Genomic DNA, 23,064 nt, shown 5'->3' with positions numbered 1-23,064 from the left:
AAGTTCTATTTCTTTCTTTCTTTCTTTCTTTCCTTTTGGCTGCTTGTAGTTTTTCTAATAAATTTGCTGACGCAAAATTGGATAAGCCTATCTCTAACTGTGAGCATGTTTATCTTGAACATCATCTGTGGACCACTTAATTTGACTTATGGGCATTTATTAACTACTGAACAGCAAGAAAAGTTGCAAAATTATATCAAGGAATTACAAGCTGATGATTTCTTTAAGGTAAATTCTAAGTTAGGCGAAAAATTTTATTGTCTAAGCAGTAATGAACAGCTTGTGTTTAATGACCACAATCTGATTAAACAGAATACATGTTATCAGATTAAGCCAGAAAAGGCTGAAAAACTAGCTAGTCTGCAGAGCTATATCAACGAGAATATCGTAAATTTGCAGGTGAATAACAAGTTGCGTGATTTAGTCCAACGCTTTTGGCGCTTGTATGAGAAAGATAAAATTGTCGAATGACACGTAATTTGAACCCTAAGGAATTTAGCTGCTTAAATGCCAAACTTTATGCTTTTCAGCGAGAATTCTTTGATAGTAAGCCAGAACCTTATTTCACTCAAGTTGCCAAATTGCCAAAGGGCGATATAGCTTATACTTTGCTAAGCCAAGATGGCCAGAGTTCCGTATCGATACAAAAAGACGGAATAAGCGTCAAACATGGCAATACTATGAAAGCTTATCTTGTTCAATTGCCTAGAGAAGCACCTTTATATAATCTTTTCCACAGCTTAAAGTATTACACATATGAGAATTTACCAGAAGCATTACTCGAAATTTTGCAAAATAGGTATATGGACCGATCTGCCTACGCTAAATTTCCACTTGGATCTAAAAATAGTGTGATTATGCTAAATGGTGTAGCGTATACCATTATGGATAATGAGCTTGATGAGAATAAAACCAAAGTGATTACATTGGATAGAAAATCTGTATCAGATAGAGAATTAGAAATAATTGTACCAGGAGGATGCCTTTTTTTTAGCTGGGAATTGACAACTAATAGAGCTGGCAAGTCAACTATAATTTATCCCAGAGATAAGTATTACTTACCTTCACCCGTAATATTAGATGGAGGTACGCCTGCACTTCTTAAATTCAAGTTTGCCTCGCTAGATGCACAGACAATCGAACTCAAGGAATTCCATACTTACTATGCTGATAAAGACAAAGAAATCAAGCAATTAGTCAGAACAATCAAGCTAAAAGTGACGTAAATTGTCTTAATGTGCTCACAACAACTATCTTTCAAACAATTTGTGCTAAAATAGGAATGCTTATTAACTGAAATTTCACTGGACCCTTATTCTGAGCAATTTGGGCGCAAGTGATGATATATATGGGAGGACAAAATGTCAGGACATTCAAAGTGGAATAATATTAAACGTAAAAAGGGCGCAGCCGATGCAAAACGTGGAGCTGTATTTACTAAAATCGGGCGCGAAATTCAAGTGGCTGTTAAATCGGGTGGTCCTGACCCTAACGTAAACTCCCAGCTGAAAGATGTTATCGCCAAGGCTAAGAGCAATAATATGCCAAACGATACAATTCAACGCTCAATTCAAAAAGCAGCTGGTTCAGGTGCCAATGATAATTATGAGTCAGTTATCTATGAAGGTTATGGCCCAGCTGGTGTAGCTGTTTTGGTTGAATGCTTAACAGATAACCGCAATCGTACGGCTGGTGAAGTACGTCATGCTTTCGATAAACATGGCGGAAACTTGGGTACAAATGGTTGCGTATCTTTCATGTTCAAGCGTCAAGGTTCAATTCTATTAGATCCAACAGGTGAGGATGAAGAGAGCTTAATGCTTGAAGCTATCGATTTAGGTGCTGAAGATTTGCAAGCTCAACGCGATGAAGATGGTGAGTTAGTTGGCTATTGCATTAGCACAGCCGTTGAGAACTATTACACTGTTAAACAAGCTTTGGAAGATGCAGGCCACAAGGTGCTTGAGAGTCAGATTGATCAAGTAGCTGATAATTACATCAGCGTAACGGATGCTGAACAAGTTAAGAAGTTGGAAAATTTGATTGATGCCCTAGAAGAAGATGATGATGTACAGGCTGTGTATCATAACTGGGACGAGAATGAAGATTAATTTATTAGTCTTCTATCAAAGGAGCTATTGTGCCGATTAATTTGCCTAAGCGAAATAAGTCAGAGAAACAAGCTGAGTCAGGAAACAAACGACTTGGCTTGTTTGCTATGTGGAATGGCAAATTACCAAACTTAAATGACGTTGAGTTAAGAGCGCGTCAGCTAGTCAATAAATTGGCCGCTAGATTGCCAAAAAAAGTCAGCGATAATAACCAAGCTTCCAAAACGGGGCAAGAGAAAGCGCAATCTGTTATTAATTGGCCTAGCTCATTACCAAGTTGGCGTAATAGCCATAAACAACCTAAAGATCTGCCTAAGGATGTTAAAGAGGACAAACAACGTTCAAAATTACCTGAATTTTTGCAACAAGAAAATCCTAATTTTGCTGATTTGAAGAATTTCCCAAATGCTCAGGCTGAAAAAGTCCTAGCTGAAACGTCAGCTGAAAGCAGCCAAATGCCAGAAGTTTTGGCTGATTTGAAGAAAAAGCTTAATCTTGATTTTTTGAATAGCAAAGAAGATTTGCAGGAAGGTAAAAAAGTAAAAAAGAAGAGTCAGGTCGAGCTTAGCAAGTTAAGTGAAGCGGAGATAGCTGAATTATTGGCCGCAATAACAGTTGTTGCCTTTGTTGGCCCTTCAGGAACTGGCAAGTCTACGCGTGCCAGCCAAGTGGCATTTTTGTCTAAGTGCAATTACATTATTGACGATGCCTTGCTAATCAAGGATAACCATATTGTGGCAGGTAGTTCAGCTAAACGCGCTAAAACCAAAATTGAGTCTGTACGGCAAGCAATTTTCTTAGATCCAATTCGTGCCCAAACGATGAAACGTGCCTTAGCGAGCCATTTGCCTGATCGTTTGCTTATCTTAGGTACAAGCAAGGCCATGATCAATAAAATTTGTCAGGCGCTCAGCTTAACCGCCCCCAAAGAGTGGATCAATATCAGCGATGTAGCAACTGAAACTGAGATTAAGCAAGCACGTTACAATCGGATTCACACTGGCCAGCATGCCATTCCTGTGCCTTCGATGGAACTGAAACATGAATTTTCAGGCTCAATTTTTGAACCATTACAATTATTGAAGCAACGTTTTTCAGCCAAAGATATTAAAAATGGCGTAAAAGAGATTAGCCAGAATTTGCCAGTTTTGACAACTTATGCTCTAACAAGTAGTGGCAGTCGACCATTGGCAGTTGAGCAGAGTATTGTTAGACCTAGTTTCTCGGTTCTGGGGCATTATAGTATCACGGACCAAGCTTTGAAAAACATTGTCTTGTTCAGTTTGCAAAAAGTCGAGGCTGTGCAAAAAATGAGTGAGTGTAAGGTGCGCCAAGAGACAACTGGCTTAGTCTTTAATATAAATTTGTCGTTGTATTACGGCTTTAATGCCCAAACAGCTCTTAAAGAGGCGCAAGCAGCAATTGTAGATGCCGTCAGCCGTCTGACAGCTATGAATATTTTGCAAGTAAGTTTGGTGGCTGAAAAACTAGTGCAGATGGACAAACCTAGACATGCCCAGGAATAATTTGTCTATGCAGACAAAGTTTCTCTTTTTGGTGGATTTTAGTTTAACTTTTATGTGCTAAAATAGAGATGATCGTTTTTGTGAAGGACGAATTTATGACAGATGTGAAAACTAAGAAAAGTTCATTAGCAATTTTGACTCTGATGGCAAGTATAACTTTTATGGCTATTTTGGCTGAGCTTATGCCATCTGGCGTTTTGCCCGATATGGCTAACTACTTTAATATTTCTAAAGGAACAGCAGGCGGCTTAATTGGAGCTTATGCGATTGCTTCCGCTTTTTTAGGTATTCCGTTAGTTTCTATAACCATCAGTTGGAATCGGAAATTGCTACTTGAAATTTTGTTGATCGGTTTTGCTTGTGCCAATTTGATTGTTGGCTTAGCTCCTAATTTCACTCTAGCACTTATTGGCCGGGCTATAGGTGGAGCATGTGCTGGTACGATGTGGCCCATGATAACAGCTTATGCCATGGAGTTAGTTTCCAAAGAAGAAGCGGGTAAAGCGATAACTATTGTTATGTCTGGTATTACAGTTGGCATGGCTTTGGGCGTGCCAGCTATGACTTTGATAGGCACGATTTATGGCTTTCACTTGGAATTTTTGGCTCTAGTTGTCGGCTTAGTTTTAATTGCGATCCTTTGCCATTTGTACTTACCTAGTGTACAAGGTGAAAAGGCCTCAAAGTCTAATTCACCATTTACGATGTTCAAAAACAAAGGTGTTTTGTGGATGCTTGGCTTAACGTTTTTGGGTGTGGGCGCTAACTATGGCGTTTATACTTTTATCACTAATTTGGTCAGCGATTCTCAGTATCCAAGTGTTGCAACGGCGCAATTCTTTTTTGGCATTGGGTCGGTGATTTCAGTTTTGCTGGTGATGCGCTTTATTGACCGCTATATGTACGGTATAATGCTAGCTGTGTTTGCAGTTGGCGCTTGCACGATGCTACTTTTTGTGTTTAATCATGCTCAGATTCTGTTCCATATTGCTTTTATTTTGTGGGGATTAGGCTTCGGCTCTTTGAGTAGTTTGTTCCAGACAGCTACGGCCAAACAGGTAAAAGAGGGTGCGGCAGTAGCTAATTCTTTGCAATCTTCTTCCTTTAATTTTGCCATCATGTTTGGATCAACAGGCGCTGGCATTTTGTTAGGGCAAGCTGGCACTAGGGCTATGCTTTTAGCAAGCTGTGGCTTGTTAGTATTAGGTGTTTTCCTGACTTACTTATGTAAAAAGAAGCTTTAGAGCGATGTTAATGGTAACTGAGAATAAGACTGAAAAGAGAGCTTGCTTTTATGACTGAGAACGAAATTCTGCAGGGTGAAACAAAAAATGTAGAGTTTAAAGTTAGACGCCTCTGAAGATAGCTCAAAATATCTAAAAACTGTTGTGGCGTTTGCCAATGGATTAGGTGGAAGATTAGTTTTTGGTATCGATGATAAGAGCCATTCAGTCGTTGGTATCTCTAAAGAGCTTGTTTTTTTCAGAAATGGATGCCATAACGTCAGCTATTTCAGATGCGTGTGAGCCAGTTATAATACCCGATATTTACTCACAAACAATTGATGATAAAACAATTATTATTGTAGAAATTGCGCCTGGAAAACAAAGGCCATATTATCTTAAAGCCAAGGGTATTCAATCAGGCACGTATATACGTGTTGCAGGTACTACACGTTTGGCTAGTAGAGATTTAACGGCTGAGATGTATTATGAAAATGCTGTTTGTTCATATGATAGCGTTGTACGTAATGATTTAACTGTTTCCGATGCTGATATTGTTGACTTGTGTCAACAGATGAAATAAGTAGCTTTGGACAATGCGCAATCATTAACGCAAAAAGCAGCCGTAAGAGATCTAACGAGGAATGTACTTATAAGTTGGGGATTGTTAGCAGAAGACAAAGTAGGTGTTATTCATCCAACGAATGCTTATTTTTTTTACGAGGAGAAGATAATTTCCTTTCGCAAATTCAATGTGCAATGTTTAAAGATGAAACAAGGACTATATTTATTGATAAACGCGAATATAAAGGTGCTTTATGGCAACAAATAGAAGGTGCTTTTAGGTTTGTGTTAAGTAATATTCATTTAGGTGCATGCTTAGACGGAATATATAGAAATTATATTTACGAATTGCCATAGTATAAGAGAGTTAATTATAAATGCGGTTATGAATTGTAGTTTTTTACAGAATACACGTTTTCAAGTTGCAATTTATGATAATCGTTTGGAAATAACATCACCAGGCGGTTTAATGCCAGGCGTTACGATAGAACGTATGAAAGAAGGTTATTCCAAGATTAGAAACCGTGCACTCGCGCATTCCTTTTTGTACATGAATTTAATTGAAGCGTGGGGAAGTGGCATACCAAGATTAATGAAAGTAATGCGAAACTATGGCTTAGCTGAGCTGGAGTTTGTTGATATGGGCATTGCTTTGCGTATTAACTTGTATAGGGGCAAGGCAAAAACTGACCAAGCTACCGATAAAGAAAAACAATTACTCAAGCTTATAAGTGAACAGGCTAAACTTAGTCAAAGCAAGATGGCAGCTATTTTAGGTTGGAAATTAAGCAGCGTTAAATATTATATCGGTAAATTACAGGACAAAGGAATAGTAGAGAGAAAGGAAAGCAGTCAAAAAGGTGAATTGCAGATAGTGGCAGATGTTAAATAATTTTAACTGTAAATTTGCCAATTTTAGTTTTTTAGTTTATACTCGTAACTTATTCATGGAGAGAACAAAGCTCATATAAGCCTTGAATTTGGCAAGGCGTTTCTACCTAAGACCTAATCTTAGACTATGAGATTAACCATTTTGCTGGATATTCTCAATGACGCTTTAGTTCAAGTGAATTGAATTTATAGTAGGAGGGTATTTATGCAAAGCGTAAATTCAACTTTGCTGTCTGCCAAAGTGCAGGCAGCTTCAGCAGGGCATATTGAAAAATGTCCACAAGTTCAGCCAACAAGCTCAAATCAAGAGTCCGAGTTGCTTTATGGGGTAGAAGATAGACCACCTCTAATCATGACAATTATCCTAGCACTTCAACATGTTTTAGCAGCTTTTGCTGGAATAGTTGCTGTGCCTTTGGTCGTTTGCGCAGCTTTGAAATTTGATGTTACGCAGACTGCAATTATGGTCAGTGCAACGATTTTCGTTTCAGGTTTAACAACTCTATTACAATCAAAAGGCTTAGGTCCAATCGGTTCTCGTCTGCCAGCTATGATGGGAACCGATTTTACGTTCGTTAATCCAGCAATTAGTGTGGGCGCCAAATTTGGTATCCCTGGTATAGTTGGTGCGACTATAACAGCCTCCTTTGCTGAAATTATTTTGAGCCGTTTTATTAAGCCTTTACAGAAATTCTTCCCACCTTTGATTACAGGTACTGTTGTTTCCTTAATTGGTATTACCTTGTTGCCTGTTAGCATCGACTGGGCAGCAGGCGGCACGGGTGCGGCTGATTACGGTTCATTGCGTAATTTGCTGGTTGCCTTTGTTATTATGCTTTTTACTTTGTTCCTTAATCATTATGGTAAGGGCTTAATGAAAACAGCTGCTGTTTTTGTTGGTATTGTCTTTGGTTACATTATTTGTTTGCCACTTGACATGGTCGACTTAAGCTCAGTTTATGAGGCCAATTGGATTGCTTTACCAGGAATATTTAGATATGGTATCCATTTCGATTTAGCAAGCAGCCTTGCTTTCGTACCAGCTTATATTGTTTCAACTATTGGCACTGTGGGTATTATGCTAGCAATCGGAGCTGCTTCTAATACCAAAGTTTCTAGTAATAAATCAGCAGGCGCAGTGCTTTGTGATGGCTTAGGTTCGCTTTTAGCTGGTGTCTTTGGCGCTGGTCCTAACACTTCTTTCTCGCAAAATGTTGGCTTAATCACATTGACGAAGGTCGCTAGTGTGAATGTCATGGCTATGGCGGGCGTTATCCTGATGATTTTAGGTGTTTTCCCTAAGTTAAGTGCATTAATTGCTGTCATGCCGCAACCTGTTTTAGGTGGTGTTGGCGTAATCATGTTCGGCTTAGTAGCAGCTCAGGGTATCAAAACATTAGCTACTTGTCATTTAGGTGATCGCGAGTTGTTGATCATCTCAGTTGCTTTTGCACTCGGCATTGGCGTTACAGTCAAACCTGAAATTCTGGCTAGCTTGCCAACAGCTTTAAAGATGATTTTGGCATCAGGTATTTCAACTGGTACATTAGCAGCTTTAATCCTAAACATCGTATTAGTGCCAAACAGAAAGGGAAATAGACAATGAAACTATTAGAAACGAAAATTTTAGAAGCAGGACATGTGTTAGATAGCGATATTTTGAAGGTAGACAACTTTTTGAATCACCAGGTTGATCCTAACTTGCTCAATAAGATGGGCGAAGATATGGCTAAGCACTATGCCAATTTGGGCGTAACTAAAATCTTAACGTTGGAAGTTTCAGGTATCCCTTTGGCTTTTACAACCGCTTTATATCTTAATGTGCCGATGGTTTACGCCAAGAAAACAAAGTCTGTCACTTTGACTGATGAAGTTTACACGAGTGTGGTTAAATCGTTTACGAAAAAAATAACCTACGATATTAAAGTTGACAAAAAGTTCCTTGTGCCAGGTGATAAAGTTTTAATCGTTGACGACTTTTTAGCTACGGGCGCAGCTTTGCAGGGCTTAAGTGAGATTTGCAAGCAGGCTGAGGCAGAAATTGTAGGCTATGGTATAGCGATTGAAAAAACCTTCCAAAATGGCGGTAAATATTTTAGAGATTTAGGCTATGACGTTTATAGTCAGGCGATGATTAGTAGCTTTGAGGGTGGCAAGGTGCATTTTCAAGCTTAAGTAGCTATAACATTAAGAAGCACTTTTAATATAGCCATTGGTAATTATTGCTTAATTGCCATGAAAATATTCAAACAGTTTTGAGTTTGTTGTTTGGCAAAGCTTATGTTTACCAGTGGCTTTTATTTCACGGTATTTTACGTGATGTGCGTAGGCAATTTGCCTATATTAGACTTTTTGTAGTATAATCACATCTGCACATGCAGGTGTAGTTTAGTGGTAAAACTCCAGCCTTCCAAGCTGACTATGAGGGTTCGATTCCCTTCACCTGCTTCGTCAATATGGGCTCATAGCTCAGTTGGATAGAGCAACAGCCTTCTAAGCTGTGGGTCAGGGGTTCGAATCCCTTTGGGCTCGTATATAGTCGATAGTTCATGTAACTGTCGACTTTTTTATTGACCAATACAAAGCCTTATTTGCCAAAATCCCCCTTTTAAGCTTAAACTGATAGACAGCTTGCTTTTATTCAGGCGGCTAATATTGTTTAAGATGAGGCTAGATAAGTGACGAAAAGACAGTATGACAATGCATCAATTTCCGCGTTAAAAGGCGCTGACCGTGTCAGGTTGCGTCCGGCTGTTATCTTTGGCTCGGATGATTTACATGGCTGCGAACATGCTTTTTTTGAGATTTTATCTAACTCAATTGATGAGGCTCGTGAAGGCTTCGGACATGAAATTATCGTTAAGCGTTACTTAGATGGTTCATTTTCAGTTGAGGACTTCGGCCGTGGCATTCCGCTTGATTATAACGAACGTGAAAAGCGCTATAACTATGAATTGGTTTACATGGAACTTTACGCTGGCGGCAAATACAACAATGCAGCGGGACAGGATTATAGCTACAGCCTTGGCTTAAATGGTTTGGGTGCTTGCGCAACGCAGTACGCTTCAAGCTATTTTGATGTCAAAGTCAAGCGTGACGGCTACGTATACGAATTACATTTTGAGCACGGCGAAAACATTGGTGGCTTGAAGAAAACACCATACAAAGGTAAAGCTACAGGCACTTTCCAGCGCTGGCTACCAGATACAGAAGTGTTTACGGATATTAACATCAGCGATGAATATTTGCAGCTTGTCCTTAAACAACAGGCTGTCGTTAATGCTGGTATCACATTCACATATATCGATGAAAAAACTGGCCAAACTGAGCAGTATTGTTATGATAAAGGCATAGTTGGTTACCTTACAGAAATCAATGTGGATGATGGTTTGACAGATGTTTTCTCCTTTCAAGATGAAGGACGAGGCCGCGATAAGCAAGATCGGCCAGAATATGATGTGAAAGTTGAAGTAGCTTTCGCCTTTAACAACAAATCACCACGCATGGAATTTTATCATAACTCTAGCTACCTAGAATATGGCGGTTCACCAGAGAAAGCTTGCCGTCAGGCCTTTACCTACGCCTTTGACAAAGCCTGCAAAGAGCAAGACAAATACAAGAATAATGAGGGCAAAATAACTTTTAACGATATTGCTGATAGCCTTTTGTTGGTTACAAGCTCTTTTTCAACCAGCACTTCATATGAGAATCAGACGAAGAAAGCGATCAACAACAAATTTATTCAAGATTTCATGACTGATTTGTTGAAATCAAGATTAGAGCTTTGGTTCATCGAACAGAAAACTGTGGCTGATAAAGTATTGGAACAAGTTTTGATCAACAAACGGGCCCGTGAGAGTGCTGAAAGACAGCGAATTACCGTCAAAAGTAAGTTACAGGGCAAGGTCGATATTACTAACCGGATCAAGAAATTCATCGATTGCCGTTCCAAAGATGCAACCAAACGTGAACTTTACATCGTTGAGGGTGATTCAGCTTTAGGCTCAGTCAAATTAGGCCGCGATGCAGAATTTCAAGCTGTTATCCCTTTGCGTGGTAAAATTTTGAATTGCTTAAAAGCACAACTTACGAAGATTTTCCAAAATGACATCATCATGGACCTCATTCGTGTACTTGGCTGTGGCGTTGAATTGAAACACAAGCAGCTCAAAGGTGTTGGCGAGTTTGATCCAGATTTATTACGTTGGAACAAAATTGTTATCTGTACCGATGCCGATGTTGACGGCTTCCAGATTAGGACATTAGTTTTAGCAATGCTTTATCGTTTGGTGCCGAGCTTATTGAAATTGGGCAAAGTTTACATTGCAGAGTCACCGTTGTATGAATTGACATACACGAACAAGGCCAAAAAAGAAACTGTTACTTACTTTGCTTACGATGAGAAAGAAAAAGCCGATTTTCTAAAAGTTTTAGGCTCAAGTAATTGTAAATTGCAACGTTCAAAAGGGTTAGGTGAAAATGAGCCGGAGATGATGTGGCTGACGACAATGAACCCCGAAACTCGGCGCTTGGTACAAGTGCAGGCTGAAGATGCCGTGACAACTAAAGATTGCTTTGAATTGTTGTTAGGTGATAACTTGAATGGTCGTAAAGAGTTTATTGCTGAAGAGGGCCACAATTATCTTGATTTGTTAGATTTAGATTAGCGTTTATAGGGCAAGGATAAAGATGAAAAGACAGCATAAAGAACATACATCAGCAAAGAAGCAGCAGAGCTTGGCGGCTTTACCAGAAGAACTAAGCTATTTGGCAGATGAAGCTGGTTCAATCAGTACGGAACGCATCAGCCAGACTTTGCAAAATAACTACATGCCGTATGCCATGAGCGTAATTATTTCACGTGCAATTCCAGAAATTGACGGCTTCAAGCCCGCTCACCGTAAATTACTATATACGATGTATAAAAGTGGTCTATTGACTGGCCCAAGAAGTAAATCAGCCAATGTTGTCGGTGCTACAATGAAGTTAAATCCGCACGGCGATCAGGCAATTTACGATACATTGGTGCGTTTAACTAGAGGCAATGAAAGCTTGCTACACCCTTATATTGATTCTAAGGGTAACATGGGTAAGCAGTATTCCAAAGATATGCAATCTGCTGCTCCTCGTTATACAGAAGTTAAGTTAGACCCAATTGCTGCATTGCTATTTCGCGGAATTGATGAAGATATGGTCGATTTTGTGCCAAACTATGATGGCACGATGCAGGAACCAACTTTATTGCCTGCCGCTTTCCCAAGTGTGCTTGTGAATGCAAATCAGGGTATAGCTGTCGGTATGGCTAGCAATATCTGCTCGTTTAACTTGAAGGAAGTTTGTGAAGCTACTATTGCTTATATCGATGATCCAACATGTGATCTGTTGACTTATATGCCAGCGCCTGACTTTGCCTCTGGTGCTAATTTAATTTATGACCAAGCTAAAATGCGTGAAATTTACAATAGTGGTCGTGGTAGCTTTAAATTGCGAGCAACTTATACGATCAATAAAGCTGAAAATTGCATTGAAATTCGCAAGATACCATATACATCAACAATTGAGGGCATTATCGATAAGCTAGCTGAGCTTGTTAAGACGAATAAAATTAAAGAAATTGTCGATGTGCGTGATGAAACGGACATTAATGGTCTTTGCATTACGATTGATTACAAAAAGAGTGCTGATCCTGAGCAACTTATGCAGAAATTATTCAGCTTAAGTGAATTGGAAAATACATTCCCGTGCAATTTCAATTTGCTGATTAATGGCCGACCAGTTGTCTTAGGCATTCGCGGGATTATTTCTGAGTGGCTGGTTTTCCGCAGAAATTGTGTGAAACGTAGCCTTTTGTACAAAGAAGCTAAGTTAAAAGACAAATTGCACTTATTAGCTGCTTTGGCTGAAGTTTTGTTAGATGTCGACAAAGCCATTAAGATCATTAAAAATACGGAATTAGATAGTGAAGTTGTGCCAAATTTGGCAGCGGCCTTCAGGATTGATCAAGCGCAAGCTGAGTATGTGGCTGAGATTAAACTTAGACAATTAAACAAGGAGCATTTGCTTAAGCGCTTGGCAGAAAAAGATAAATTGCAGGCTGAATTAGCCGATATAGCAGCTACTTTAGCTTCGACGACGAAATTAGATCATTTGATTGCGCAAGAATTAAAAGAAATTGCCAAAACTTACGGTAAAGAGCGCAAAACCAAGTTAATTTCAGCCGATTCTGTTGTGACAGTGAAAGAGAGCGACTTCATTGCTGATTTCAATTTGAAAGCTTTCTTAACTCGTGACGGTTACCTGAAGAAGATAGCTTTAACATCTTTGAGAAGTACGGCTGAATTAAAGCTGAAGGATAATGATGCCATCATTGGCATGATGGAAGGTAGCAACAAGCAGGAAGTTTTGTTGTTCAGCTCTTTAGGCAATTTATATAAGCTGAAATTAGCCGATTTGAATGATGACAAACCTTCAGACTGGGGTACGTATCTGCCAAATTTGCTTGATTTAGCCAGTGATGAAAAAATTGTCGGCTTGGTTATCACGAGTGATTATCAGGGCGAAATAGCCGTTGCCTATGCTGATGGACGTGTCAGCCGGGCTGATTTGAGCAACTATGAAACTAAACAGAATCGTAAAAAGCTCGTTAAAGCTGTAAGCAGTCACAGTCCTGTTGTGGCAGTTTATTATTTAACAGACGAAATGTTAAATGATCCTGCAACAAGTGACTTTATCATGATTAGCGATCAGCAGAGAGCTATTTTGTTTAACATCAATTTGGTCAACAAAAAAACAACTAGAAGCAATCGCGGCGATCAGGTGCTTAAATTGAAAAAGCAGGCCAAGGTGATCAGCTTCTTGCCATTAAGTTCAATGAGTGATCCTAGTGAGTGGCAACGGCATAGAAGCTTAAAGTTATGTACGACAGGCATTACGCTGAAGAGTGCTGACTTAGGCGAGAGGCAAGTGACGTTATTTAAGTAGTTTTGTAGAGATGGGCGTATCTATTATCCCCGGTGTTGTAATCATCTGTACCATTGTTACAATTCTTACGAAAGGACCGTCAGCAGGCGGTATTTACACAGGAGCTGCCAATGAAGGCATTGCTTTTTTGCCATGGCCAGGTGATAAATTGAGGTTTATCATAAATCCACTATTTGGCTTTAGTGCACCTGAGGCGATAGCGGTGCCAATTACAGCACTAGGTTCTACAGGCGCAGCAATAGCAGCAGTTGCCAAAATGGCTGAGGTGGGCGAGTTAATGCTAATGGTATTGCCGTATTCACAGCTATTTGTATGTGTTGGAGCAGTTATATTTCTACACAAATTGCATGATGGATGCCTTGGGTACAAAAGAGGCGACTGGCAAAGCTCTAATTAGCCATACCATCGGCGGTCTTGTTGCCGGAATTTCAGCGCATATAATTTGTTTGATTCTAAATTTTTAGTTAGTTGCTTCATTTGCTGATTGGCTATAAACATATATCTTTACGGCTAAGTAATATGTGTCTATTTTTCATGCTTGGGAAAAATGATAATTTATAACATTTTGTTTTGACAAATTATTAGTAGGGGTCTAAAATAGTTAATGCAAACGGTTGCATAAAAACATTGCTATTATGCATAAACCAAGCCAGTTTGTTCGCTAAATGATTTTAGCTGGGATTAAAGTATATGTCTGCAAGCATTAGAGATGTAGCTAAATTAGCCAAAGTTTCGCCTTCAACAGTTTCAAGGGTGCTGAATCACAGCGCTCAAATTTCTGCAGAAACTATCAAAGCAGTAGAAGCAGCTGTGATAAAACTTAATTATGTACCTAATGAATTTGCACGTACTTTTGCTACTGGCAAGGTCAAGATAATAGCTTTAGCTATAGATTCAACTAAGTTGGAAAGTTATGCTAACAATTTCTTCAATGCTACAATTTTTGGCATTGAGCGGACAGCACACGCGAAGCAACACAATTTATTGATTATTAATTGTACAGATTCAAGTGAAGATATGGAAAATCTTGAACGATTAATTTTAGGCAAAAAAATCGCCGGCCTAATTTTGCCAGAGGCTTTAATTAGCCGGAATTTGGCTAACAAACTGGCGCAATATGCTTTCCCTTACGTTGTGCTTGGTAGTAATGATACTGAGTATACTAAGCAAATTAACTGGGTTGATATTAATAACGTTCAAGCTGGAGCTTATGCAGTTCGCCATCTTTACCAACAAGGTTATACACGTTTAGCCTTTATCAGCAATTGTGACAAGGAGTTTTTTAATCAGGCTCGTCTAAAAGGCTTTAGTGAGGAATGTATCCGTCATGGAATTAGGGCAGAGCGGAATTATATTAAGCAGTCGGTCAATACGTTAAGAGATGCAAGACAAGTATTAAGTGCTTGGTTGGGCTCAAGTACGAGACCAGATGCAATTGTTTGCAGTTCTGATAAGTTGGCTATTACTACGTTACGAATGGCCAAAAGCTTAGGCTTGCTTGTGCCTAGGGATTTGGGCGTTTTTTGCTATGACAATACAGAATTAACCCAATTTTATGAGCCAGCAGTTAGCTGCCTAGAGATTGATACATACGACTTAGGAGTTAAGGCAGCGGAATTGTTGTTTAAGCAACTTGCTAAAGCCAAATCTAAGGCTAAGGGCGAGAGCAAGATAGAACATATTCTATTAGATAGTGCAGTTTGTCCACGTTTATCGACACAGAAAATAAAATAAGTAATGAGGCATAAAATGAATCTAGCAGCAATTTTTCATAAAGCGACTGATAGCTATATTTATCCACTTGATCGTGAGAAAATCTGTTTACGGCTGTTTACCAGCCAAGATATTAGTCGAGTAGAATTATTTTATTGGGAACGTTCTAACGGTGACCCGACACAAGTTAAACGCAAAGTCATGACGAATTATTTGAATGATAAAGAGCATAAATGCTTTCAAGCAAATATCCAATTTGCGCCGTTAGCAAGTTACTTACGCTATTGTTTCATGGTTTCTAGCTCTGATGAAACGGTATACTTTTCAGCCAATGGCTTTGTAAATTGCTTTGATTTAGCTCTTGTTACGGAAAGTAAGAATTATTTTGAATTTTTATGGCCTAACAGTTTGGACTTTGTCAACTATTCTGTGCCAAGCTGGGCTAGCGAACAGGTTTATTATCAAATCTTTCCCGAACGTTTTTATAATGGTAATTCGCAGCTTTCACCTAAGACGGTTGTGAAATGGGGATCTAAACCAAGCCGCAGTAATTTCATGGGTGGCGATTTAGTTGGTATCGATAGCAAATTAGACTATATTAGCAATCTAGGTTGTACTTGCCTTTATTTAACCCCGATTTTTAAGGCTTTTTCTAATCACAAATACGATACGATAGACTATTTCACGATAGATCCTGAGTTCGGTACGCAGGCTGATTTTAGAAGATTGGTTGAACATGCGCATGAGCTTGGAATCAAAATAATATTGGATGCTGTATTTAACCATTGCGGTTATGAATTTCCTTATTTTCAGGATGTCCTGAAAAATGGTGCTGCTTCACCTTATGCCAACTGGTTTACAGCTTATACTTATCCTTTGACTAGCGAGCCACTTAATTATGACTGTGTTGGTCATTATAAATATATGCCTAAATTCAATCATGCTAATTTAGACGTGCAGAATTATTTGATTAGGGTTGCGTTGTATTGGTGCCGTGAATTTAAAATTGACGGTTGGCGCTTCGATGTTGCAGATGAGCTACCAATTACTTTTATCGATAAGTTGAGCCAAGCTCTGAAAGCGGAAAATGCTGAACTACTTTTGTTAGGCGAAACATGGAGTGATGCAACAGAACTATTATCCGGTAAACGCCTAGATAGCGCTATGAATTATGTGTTCCGCGATGCCGTTACAGCATGGTTGGCTAAACGTACACTTACAGCAGTAGAATTTGATGAGCGAATTAATAAGATGCTGATGCTATATCCGTATGAAATTTGTTTGCGCATGTACAATTTAATTGATAGTCATGATACTGAACGCTTCCTTTATCAGTCTGACAACAATGTGACTTGTTTACGTTTAGCAGTTTTTCTACAGATGACTTTGCCAGGTTGCCCAGCTATTTTTTATGGAGATGAGCTAGAAGTATCTGGTGCTAATGATCCTGATTGCCGCCAAGCTATGCCGTGGCAGAGATATGAAAAAGAAAATGTAACTTTTAATTGGTATAAACAATTGATTAGTTTATACAAAAATAATCTTGCTTTAATGCGAGGCGATTTCAAAACCGTTTATTGTTCGGAAGAAGCTAATTGTTATGCCTTTTTGCGTTCGTATGCTGATGAAGCTCTTTTGTGTTTGATTAATGCTAGCGAACAGAGTAGCAAATTTAAGCTAGAACTAGACAATTATAAGCAAACAAGGCCGATTTTAACCGCTGATGCTGAAACTGGTGAGATTAGAGTAACAAGCCTTGCAGAAGAAGCGGTAACTGATGTGAAAACAGGTGTTTTACTTTGTGAAATGCCGGCAAATAGTGTGAAAGTAATAAGTTTAGAAAGGTAGGTATGACATATGAAATGTCTAACCACAAGAAGAAATCTAGCACTGATTAGTGCAGCAAGCCTCATGTTGACGGCATTAAGTGCTTGCAGCTCTAAACAAGTGCCAGACAGCAAAACTAATAATACGCTAGTTCAGACAACTAGTGCAAGTCAGGCAACGAGTTCTGAAGCTAAACCAGCTGGAAAGACTGTTACCTTAAATTTTTGGCACCATTACAGTGCGCAATCTAAAGAGAACGAAACATTGATGAATGTCTTGATTCCTGAATTTGAGAAAGAAAATCCAGGTTACAAGATAAATGCAGTTTCACATGACTGGGCAGGCTTGCATGATAAATTGTTAATTAGTGCAAGTTCAAAGACTCTACCAGACGTGGCTCGCCTAGATATAGCGTGGGTACCTGAATTACAAAAGCTTAATGTTTTAGCTCCTATTGACAAAGAACAAGTTGATTTCAAGCAAGTAAAGGATAGTTTGTTAGAAAGTGCTATAAGCACAGGCAAAATTAAAGATAATTACTATGCTTTAACGTTGAACACCAATACAAAGATTTTGTTTTACAACGTTGAGGCTTTAGAAAAAGCTCAGGTTAAGGCACCTGCAACTATGGCCGAACTAGTTACAGCAGCAGCTAAATTATCTGGTAAAAACGCAAACGGTCAACAAGTTTGGGCTTTGAATGAACCAGCATTATCTGGATGGAACGTTTTACCTTGGATTTGGAGCAATGGCGGTGATATTTGCGATGCAAATAATACTAAGGCTAGCGGCATATTGAATGGACCAGCTACTGTAAAGGCTGTGCAAATGCTCAAGGACCTTTATGCTAACAAACAATTTACTGGTTTCAATAGCGGTGATATTCCTATGACTGATGGATTTGGTACAGGTCGTTATCTAATGTTATTGGAAGGACCATGGAAAACAGCTGAATTAAAGGGAGCATATCCGGATTTTAAGTATGCTACATGTCCAATTCCTAAGGGCGAAAAAGGATCCGTTTCTGTATTAGGCGGTGAAGATATTGCCATGTTCAATACTGCTAATAAAGAGGGTGCTTGGAAGTTTATGAAATTTATGACTAGCGAATTTGCGCAAACCGAGATGGCTAAATGCGGCCAAATTCCTGTAAATAATAAAGTTCTTGCCAGTGACGTAGTTAAACAAGCTGATTATGCACCATTCTTAGAGGCTCTAAAAACAGCTAAAGCACGTCCACAAGTTGCAACATGGACAGAAATTGATAATGCTTTGCAGAGTACAATGACAGCCATTATTAAAGATGGACAAGATGTACAGAGCAGCCTTGATCAATTAGCTAAGCAGGTAGATGAATTATTAGCTAAGTAAATGTGACTATTTAATTTGCGAATGGGAGTTTATCTCCCATTCGTTCTTAGCTAGGATGGGGGTTCTTAAAATGGGTAAATTAAATAAGGAAAAATGGCAGGTTCTTTCCTTACTTTTACCAGGTATTTTAGTGTTTGTCTTATTTACAATTTATCCTATATTGAAATTACTATTTATGAGTTTCTATACATGGGATTTTTCAAGTATGGGTACTAATTTTTGCGGCTTGAAAAATTATTTTAATGTCCTAAGTGATAAGAACTTTCAAGTAGCTTTTATGAATACACTGATTTATACGATTACAACTGTACCTGGTCAAATGATTATCGGCTTGCTAGTGGCAACGTTTATACATGCAATTCCTAAATTGCAAATTAGTTTCAGAATAATGTACTACTTGCCAGTTATTACATCGTGGGTTATCGTTTCGCTCGTTTTTCGCTATATTTTTAACACCGAAGGCATGCTGAACTATGTATTGACGAATATTTTACATTGGTCAGCAGAGAATATAGCTTGGCTAGATACACGTTCAGGGGCCTTGTTTGTTTTAATTATCTTGGGCATTTGGAAAGGCATTGGCTGGAATATGGTAATTTTTCTAGCTGCTTTGCAAAGTGTTAGTAAAGAACTTTACGAATCGGCCGAGATGGATGGTTGTGGTAGTATTGCCAAGTTCTTTTATATTACCCTGCCTTGTATCAAATCAACTATATTTTTCGTGCTTGTTATGTTGACAATTGGCGGCTTTAACTCATTTACGTCGATTAAATTAATCACGAATGGCAATCCTATGCACCAAACTGAAACGGTTCTAACTTGGATGTATTATAAGGCCTTTAATGCTGGAGATTTCTCTTATGCAGCTGCCTTATCTTTCATTGTTGCCATAACATTGATGCTTTTAGCTATTTTGCAGTTTAAGTTTATGCAGCAAGATAAAGCGAAAAATTAAGGAGTAAGATATGCTAAATAATAAATCGAATAAGTTGGTTAAGCATATTTGCATGTATGGCTTATTGATAATTGGCGCAATTATTTCGTTATTGCCGATGCTGTATATGATTAGCACGTCGTTGCGTCCGAATGGTGCGCTATATGAATATCCACCACGTTTTTTACCACGCTTGAAAGAAATAACTTTTGCTAACTATACTTTTATCTTTAGTCAAGAGAAATTCTATCGTAATTTCTTAAACAGTTTAGTTGTGGCAGTACTGACGGTTACTTTGGCTGCATTTATTTCGACAGCTTTAGCTTTTTGTCTTGCTAGATTTAAATTTTGGGGTCGTAAAATTTTGTTTGCTTTAGTTATTGCTACCATGATTATTCCGGGTACAACCTTGATAATTACCCAGTATCAGTTGGCTAATACCTTTAATTTAACTAATAAACTGTTAGGTTTGGTACCATTTTACGTTGCATGGGTAATACCATTTTCAACGTTTATGATTAAAAATTATATTGAGACAATTCCGAGAGATTTTGATGAGGCAGTTTATGTAGATGGTGGTAGTGTGTATACAGTTTTCTTTAAAATTGTTGTACCTTTAGCAAGTCCTGCCATTGCCACAGTCAGCATCTTTAACTTTTTGACAGCTTGGGATGAATATCAGTGGGCGCTGACGGTAATCAACGATAATGTTAAACGCACATTACCTATTGCTATATCTGGTTTCTTTGGCCAACATCAGTTCACGCAATGGGGATACGTGTTTGCCATGTCTGTATCAAGCTTAATACCAGTCATAATAGTTTTCATCAGTATGCAAAAGTATTTCGTGTCTGGTTTACAAACAGGCGGTGTAAAAGGCTAACTCACAGATTAAATTAGCTATAATTTTTGAAACAGCAGGCTGCCAATCGGCAACTTGCTGTTTTTATGTTTGAACTCAAAATTTAGCTTTGAAAAAGATAATATGAGTCGGCTTTAGGTGGCAAATGGTATATACTAGTTAGAGATGAAGTTCATTGAGGAGGGCTAAGTAAAATTCACAAATGGAGATTGGCTCACTAACAAGCTTAGATAGCTGAGTGATCGAATCTGCAAGCTTATTAATTCAATAGAAAGTCTCTTGGCAATAAGAGGGTGTGTTAGCATGAACAACGAAAAGCTCACAGACAACGTCAGTTACGACAATATTTTAGAAATTATTCGCAGCGATCTACCGCTCATAGAAATTCGCCATCGCTTAGATGACTTCCATGATCGAGATATCGCTGATGTTTTACAGGACCTGAATGACGAAGAACGAGAAGAACTGTTCAAAGCCTTGGGCATTGAACGCTTTTCTGATGTCTTTTCGTACTTAGAAGATGGTGCTGAAGAAATTCAACATATGCCTTTGGCTGATGCGGCTGAAATTCTCGCCAACATGGATTCCGATGATGCGGTTGATATTCTTGATAAGATCGAGGATTCAAGCGTCCGCGAGAAATTAGTCGCCATGATGGGTGACAAGGCTTCTAAGAACGTTAAGTTAATTAGTTCTTATGAGGAAGATACGATTGGTAACATGATGACGACCAATTATATCTTGATCCAAAATGACTTGTCAGTTAAAGCTGCGATGCGGCAACTCATTAGTCAAGCTGAAGACAATGACAATGTCAGTACAATTTACGTCAAAGACAAAGATGGCAAATATTACGGTGCTATCGATTTGCGTAATTTGATCCGCGCTAGAGAAAATACCGTACTTGAAAGCATCATACAGTGTAATTATCCATTCTTAAGAGTTGATGAAAACATCACAGAATGTATTGAAGATATCAAAGATTATTCAGAAGACTCTATACCTGTCTTGAACCAAAAAGATGAGATTGTCGGTGTTATCACAGCTCAAGATGTGATTGAAGCTGTCGATGATGAGATGAGCGAAGATTATGCTAAGTTAGCTGGTTTGACGGCAGAAGAAGAGGACCATCAGCCGATATTTAAAAGTGCTATGCAGCGCTTACCTTGGTTGATTCTTTTGCTATTCTTAGGTATGGGCGTTTCAGGTGTCGTAGGTATCTTTGAAAAAATTGTCATGAAACTGGCCATTATTGTAAGCTTCCAATCACTTGTTTTGGATATGGCTGGTAACGTTGGCACGCAATCTTTGGCTGTCACGATTCGTATTTTGATGGATAAGGATATTTCAGGCAAAGAGAAGTTACTATTTATGTTGAAAGAGCTTGAGATTGGTGCGATCAACGGCTTAATTTTAGGCGGTATGGCGCTGTTTGCAGTTACAGTTTATCTTTGCTTGTTCAAAGGCTATCTATTTGCCGCCGCTGCTTCAATTGCTGCCTGTGTTGGTATTTCACTCTGTATAGCAATGCTAGTTTCTGGCTTGATTGGCGCTTTAATACCTATCTTCTTTGATAAGATTCACGTCGATCCAGCTGTTGCTTCAGGTCCACTGATCACCACAATCAATGACCTTGTTGCTGTTATAACTTATTATGGTCTAGCTGCTATTTTCTTGTTGGAGCATGTGTTCTAATTTGGCCAAATGGCTGGCTTAGTTACAGGAAGACTTAGTTATAAGTAGAGCTTAGTTATAAGAGGGGACTTTAGAGTTTCCTCTTTTTGTTGCTTTATTTTTAGCTTTTATAAGTGAATATAGTAGTTATATCTAGGTGTGGCAGATAGTGAGAAGTAGAAGAGTTGTTAGCGTGGAGATTTAGGGAGTAGTGCTTACTCTAGCAGATCCATCTAGGCGGAAACAAGCAAACAAAAAGCTCAAGTTAATGCTTGAGCTTCTTAATTGCTTGTCTTAGAATTATTATTCCTTAGGCGTAGAAGCTGCATCCTTCTTCTTACCTAAATTAAGGAAGCTTAACTTCGTTTCGGAAATTATGGTAGCCATGAAGACTAAGGCAAACCCTAAAATCACTAATGGTGTGATAGCTTCCATCCCGAAGATAGCCGGAAAGATTAAGCCGAAAATTGATTCGGTGCTGAGAAAAATAGCTGCAGTTGAAGGGTCGGTATATTTTTGACCAATACCTTGTAATATTAAAGCCAAGATTGTGCAAGCTATACCTAAGTAGATAACACTACCGATGACTTTGAAATTCATAATATTAGCTGTGATTTCCTCTTGAATAGCAAAACGGCAGATCCATGCTTCAATTGCAGCAGTGAAGAACTGAACTGTTGTCAAAACAAATGGGTCAATATCTTTCGTATATTTACCTATAATTATTATGTAGAGTGCAAAGAGCATGCCGCTAAATAGAGCAATTCCGTCGCCTAACAAGACAGAAGAAGCGCTTAATTGCGTTTGAATATCTGCAACATTACTACCTGTCATGCCAATCAAACTAGCGCCGGCAAAGCAGCAAATTGATGCGATGATATTGTAACGATCTAATTTACTTTTCATGATCAAATAAGCCAAAAATGGTACTAATACGCAATAAGTCGTATTGAGAAAAGCAGCTCGACCAGGTGTAGTGAAGTTAATGCTGAATGTCTGCAAAGCATAGGAAGAATAGAGGAAAGTACCGCAGATAAAACCAACGATAGCGTCTTTTAGCTTTAAGTTCTTCAAGCGCTTCCAAAAGATGATAGCCGTGATAGGGGCAGCAATTGTGAAACGCAAAGCTAAAAGTGTATTGGTTGGAATGTCATCGATCGCAAACTTAGCAAAGGTCAAAGACGTACCCCATAAAATAGCTGTCGTTAAGAGCGCTAATCTAGGTAAGAGGTAGGCCCAGGAACTACTTTGGTGTTTTAAATTTGTGTCCATATTAGTCATCCCAATCTGTTGGATTTTCTTTTAGTGTATCACTAGATAAGCGATTCTCACAAGTTAAAAGCACCTAAAACACTAAATGGTGTAAATAGACAGATCTGATTTGAAA

At 38.7% G+C, this 23,064-nt stretch carries 18 protein-coding genes, 2 tRNA genes, 1 pseudogene and 1 riboswitch; of the genes and pseudogenes, 20 read left to right on the top strand and 1 reads right to left on the bottom strand.

What is annotated here, in order from left to right; translation table 11 throughout:
• The first annotated feature begins 105 nt into the window (after positions 1-105).
• The 20 genes and pseudogenes from PYS62_RS05580 (at position 106) to mgtE (ending at position 21,698) form a co-directional block, all read left to right on the top strand.
• The gene (locus PYS62_RS05580) at positions 106-471 is read left to right on the top strand and encodes a hypothetical protein (RefSeq protein ID WP_066712735.1); all 366 of its coding nucleotides are present in this window, start codon (positions 106-108) and stop codon (positions 469-471) included.
• On the top strand, positions 468-1,226 hold the full coding sequence (locus PYS62_RS05575; RefSeq protein WP_066712733.1) for a hypothetical protein: 759 nt from the start codon (positions 468-470) through the stop codon (positions 1,224-1,226). The genes PYS62_RS05580 and PYS62_RS05575 overlap by 4 nt, the downstream gene beginning before the upstream one ends.
• A 135-nt stretch (positions 1,227-1,361) precedes the next feature.
• A complete protein-coding gene (locus PYS62_RS05570) occupies positions 1,362-2,111 on the top strand; it encodes a YebC/PmpR family DNA-binding transcriptional regulator (RefSeq protein WP_066712728.1) in 750 nt (249 codons plus the stop codon).
• Positions 2,112-2,140: 29 nt separating this feature from the next.
• Entirely contained in the window at positions 2,141-3,637 is a 1,497-nt protein-coding gene (locus tag PYS62_RS05565; protein ID WP_066712721.1) for an ATP-binding protein, read from the top strand.
• A gap of 95 nt (positions 3,638-3,732) precedes the next feature.
• Positions 3,733-4,881: an MFS transporter gene (locus tag PYS62_RS05560; RefSeq protein ID WP_066712719.1), complete on the top strand. Its 1,149-nt coding sequence runs from the start codon at positions 3,733-3,735 to the stop codon at positions 4,879-4,881.
• Positions 4,882-5,071: 190 nt separating this feature from the next.
• Positions 5,072-5,443 (top strand): AlbA family DNA-binding domain-containing protein, encoded by a 372-nt coding sequence (locus PYS62_RS05555; RefSeq protein WP_082714262.1) that lies wholly within the window; start codon positions 5,072-5,074, stop codon positions 5,441-5,443.
• Positions 5,444-5,809: 366 nt separating this feature from the next.
• Entirely contained in the window at positions 5,810-6,316 is a 507-nt protein-coding gene (locus PYS62_RS05550) for an ATP-binding protein (protein WP_315574169.1), read from the top strand.
• 51 nt (positions 6,317-6,367) lie between these two features.
• Positions 6,368-6,463: riboswitch (purine riboswitch) on the top strand.
• A 57-nt stretch (positions 6,464-6,520) separates the two neighbouring features.
• Positions 6,521-7,921 (top strand): nucleobase:cation symporter-2 family protein, encoded by a 1,401-nt coding sequence (locus PYS62_RS05545; RefSeq protein WP_082714261.1) that lies wholly within the window; start codon positions 6,521-6,523, stop codon positions 7,919-7,921.
• Positions 7,918-8,490 (top strand): xanthine phosphoribosyltransferase, encoded by a 573-nt coding sequence (locus PYS62_RS05540; protein ID WP_066712717.1) that lies wholly within the window; start codon positions 7,918-7,920, stop codon positions 8,488-8,490. The genes PYS62_RS05545 and PYS62_RS05540 overlap by 4 nt, the downstream gene beginning before the upstream one ends.
• A gap of 202 nt (positions 8,491-8,692) precedes the next feature.
• A tRNA-Gly gene (locus PYS62_RS05535) sits at positions 8,693-8,763 on the top strand.
• Positions 8,764-8,773: 10 nt separating this feature from the next.
• A tRNA-Arg gene (locus tag PYS62_RS05530) sits at positions 8,774-8,847 on the top strand.
• Positions 8,848-8,993: 146 nt separating this feature from the next.
• The gene (locus PYS62_RS05525; protein ID WP_066712715.1) at positions 8,994-10,982 is read left to right on the top strand and encodes a toprim domain-containing protein; all 1,989 of its coding nucleotides are present in this window, start codon (positions 8,994-8,996) and stop codon (positions 10,980-10,982) included.
• 163 nt (positions 10,983-11,145) lie between these two features.
• Positions 11,146-13,296, top strand: coding sequence for a DNA gyrase subunit A (locus tag PYS62_RS05520; protein ID WP_066713014.1), 2,151 nt, complete (start codon positions 11,146-11,148; stop codon positions 13,294-13,296).
• Positions 13,295-13,760: pseudogene (locus tag PYS62_RS05515) on the top strand (hypothetical protein); the annotation flags it as partial. The gene PYS62_RS05520 and the pseudogene PYS62_RS05515, both read left to right, overlap by 2 nt.
• Before the next feature lie 226 nt (positions 13,761-13,986).
• A complete protein-coding gene (locus PYS62_RS05510) occupies positions 13,987-15,030 on the top strand; it encodes a LacI family DNA-binding transcriptional regulator (RefSeq protein ID WP_066712713.1) in 1,044 nt (347 codons plus the stop codon).
• Between the two features lie 15 nt (positions 15,031-15,045).
• Complete coding sequence (locus PYS62_RS05505; protein ID WP_066712711.1) at positions 15,046-16,857, top strand: alpha amylase N-terminal ig-like domain-containing protein; 1,812 nt, start codon at positions 15,046-15,048, stop codon at positions 16,855-16,857.
• 9 nt (positions 16,858-16,866) lie between these two features.
• Positions 16,867-18,207, top strand: coding sequence for an extracellular solute-binding protein (locus PYS62_RS05500; protein ID WP_066712709.1), 1,341 nt, complete (start codon positions 16,867-16,869; stop codon positions 18,205-18,207).
• 70 nt (positions 18,208-18,277) lie between these two features.
• Positions 18,278-19,162, top strand: coding sequence for a carbohydrate ABC transporter permease (locus tag PYS62_RS05495; protein WP_066712707.1), 885 nt, complete (start codon positions 18,278-18,280; stop codon positions 19,160-19,162).
• A 10-nt stretch (positions 19,163-19,172) separates the two neighbouring features.
• Complete coding sequence (locus tag PYS62_RS05490; RefSeq protein ID WP_066712704.1) at positions 19,173-20,024, top strand: carbohydrate ABC transporter permease; 852 nt, start codon at positions 19,173-19,175, stop codon at positions 20,022-20,024.
• Positions 20,025-20,306: 282 nt separating this feature from the next.
• Positions 20,307-21,698 carry a magnesium transporter gene (mgtE, locus tag PYS62_RS05485; protein ID WP_066712701.1) on the top strand — a complete coding sequence of 464 codons (1,392 nt, stop codon included), beginning with the start codon at positions 20,307-20,309 and terminating at the stop codon, positions 21,696-21,698.
• A 282-nt stretch (positions 21,699-21,980) separates the two neighbouring features.
• On the opposite strand, the gene PYS62_RS05480 is transcribed toward mgtE, so the two are convergent.
• Positions 21,981-22,949, bottom strand: coding sequence for a DMT family transporter (locus tag PYS62_RS05480; RefSeq protein ID WP_315574168.1), 969 nt, complete (start codon positions 22,947-22,949; stop codon positions 21,981-21,983).
• Positions 22,950-23,064 lie beyond the last annotated feature (115 nt).

This window comes from Amygdalobacter nucleatus, assembly GCF_029167365.1.
Lineage (GTDB): Bacteria > Bacillota > Clostridia > Saccharofermentanales > Fastidiosipilaceae > Amygdalobacter > Amygdalobacter nucleatus.
The sequence above is the reverse complement of the archived record's forward strand: the minus strand, read 5'-3'. Positions and strand labels throughout refer to the sequence as shown.

Excerpts from the sequence above, each read along its gene's own strand:
- PYS62_RS05580 (WP_066712735.1), top strand. The coding sequence starts at position 106 with ATGTTTATCTTGAACATCATCTGTGGACCACTTAATTTGACTTATGGG.
- PYS62_RS05575 (WP_066712733.1), top strand. The coding sequence starts at position 468 with ATGACACGTAATTTGAACCCTAAGGAATTTAGCTGCTTAAATGCCAAA.
- PYS62_RS05570 (WP_066712728.1), top strand. The coding sequence starts at position 1,362 with ATGTCAGGACATTCAAAGTGGAATAATATTAAACGTAAAAAGGGCGCA.
- PYS62_RS05560 (WP_066712719.1), top strand. The coding sequence starts at position 3,733 with ATGACAGATGTGAAAACTAAGAAAAGTTCATTAGCAATTTTGACTCTG.
- PYS62_RS05555 (WP_082714262.1), top strand. The coding sequence starts at position 5,072 with ATGATAAGAGCCATTCAGTCGTTGGTATCTCTAAAGAGCTTGTTTTTT.
- PYS62_RS05550 (WP_315574169.1), top strand. The coding sequence starts at position 5,810 with ATGAATTGTAGTTTTTTACAGAATACACGTTTTCAAGTTGCAATTTAT.
- PYS62_RS05545 (WP_082714261.1), top strand. The coding sequence starts at position 6,521 with ATGCAAAGCGTAAATTCAACTTTGCTGTCTGCCAAAGTGCAGGCAGCT.
- PYS62_RS05540 (WP_066712717.1), top strand. The coding sequence starts at position 7,918 with ATGAAACTATTAGAAACGAAAATTTTAGAAGCAGGACATGTGTTAGAT.
- PYS62_RS05520 (WP_066713014.1), top strand. The coding sequence starts at position 11,146 with ATGCCGTATGCCATGAGCGTAATTATTTCACGTGCAATTCCAGAAATT.
- PYS62_RS05510 (WP_066712713.1), top strand. The coding sequence starts at position 13,987 with ATGTCTGCAAGCATTAGAGATGTAGCTAAATTAGCCAAAGTTTCGCCT.
- PYS62_RS05505 (WP_066712711.1), top strand. The coding sequence starts at position 15,046 with ATGAATCTAGCAGCAATTTTTCATAAAGCGACTGATAGCTATATTTAT.
- PYS62_RS05500 (WP_066712709.1), top strand. The coding sequence starts at position 16,867 with ATGAAATGTCTAACCACAAGAAGAAATCTAGCACTGATTAGTGCAGCA.
- PYS62_RS05495 (WP_066712707.1), top strand. The coding sequence starts at position 18,278 with ATGGGTAAATTAAATAAGGAAAAATGGCAGGTTCTTTCCTTACTTTTA.
- PYS62_RS05490 (WP_066712704.1), top strand. The coding sequence starts at position 19,173 with ATGCTAAATAATAAATCGAATAAGTTGGTTAAGCATATTTGCATGTAT.
- mgtE (WP_066712701.1), top strand. The coding sequence starts at position 20,307 with ATGAACAACGAAAAGCTCACAGACAACGTCAGTTACGACAATATTTTA.
- PYS62_RS05480 (WP_315574168.1), bottom strand. The coding sequence starts at position 22,949 with ATGGACACAAATTTAAAACACCAAAGTAGTTCCTGGGCCTACCTCTTA.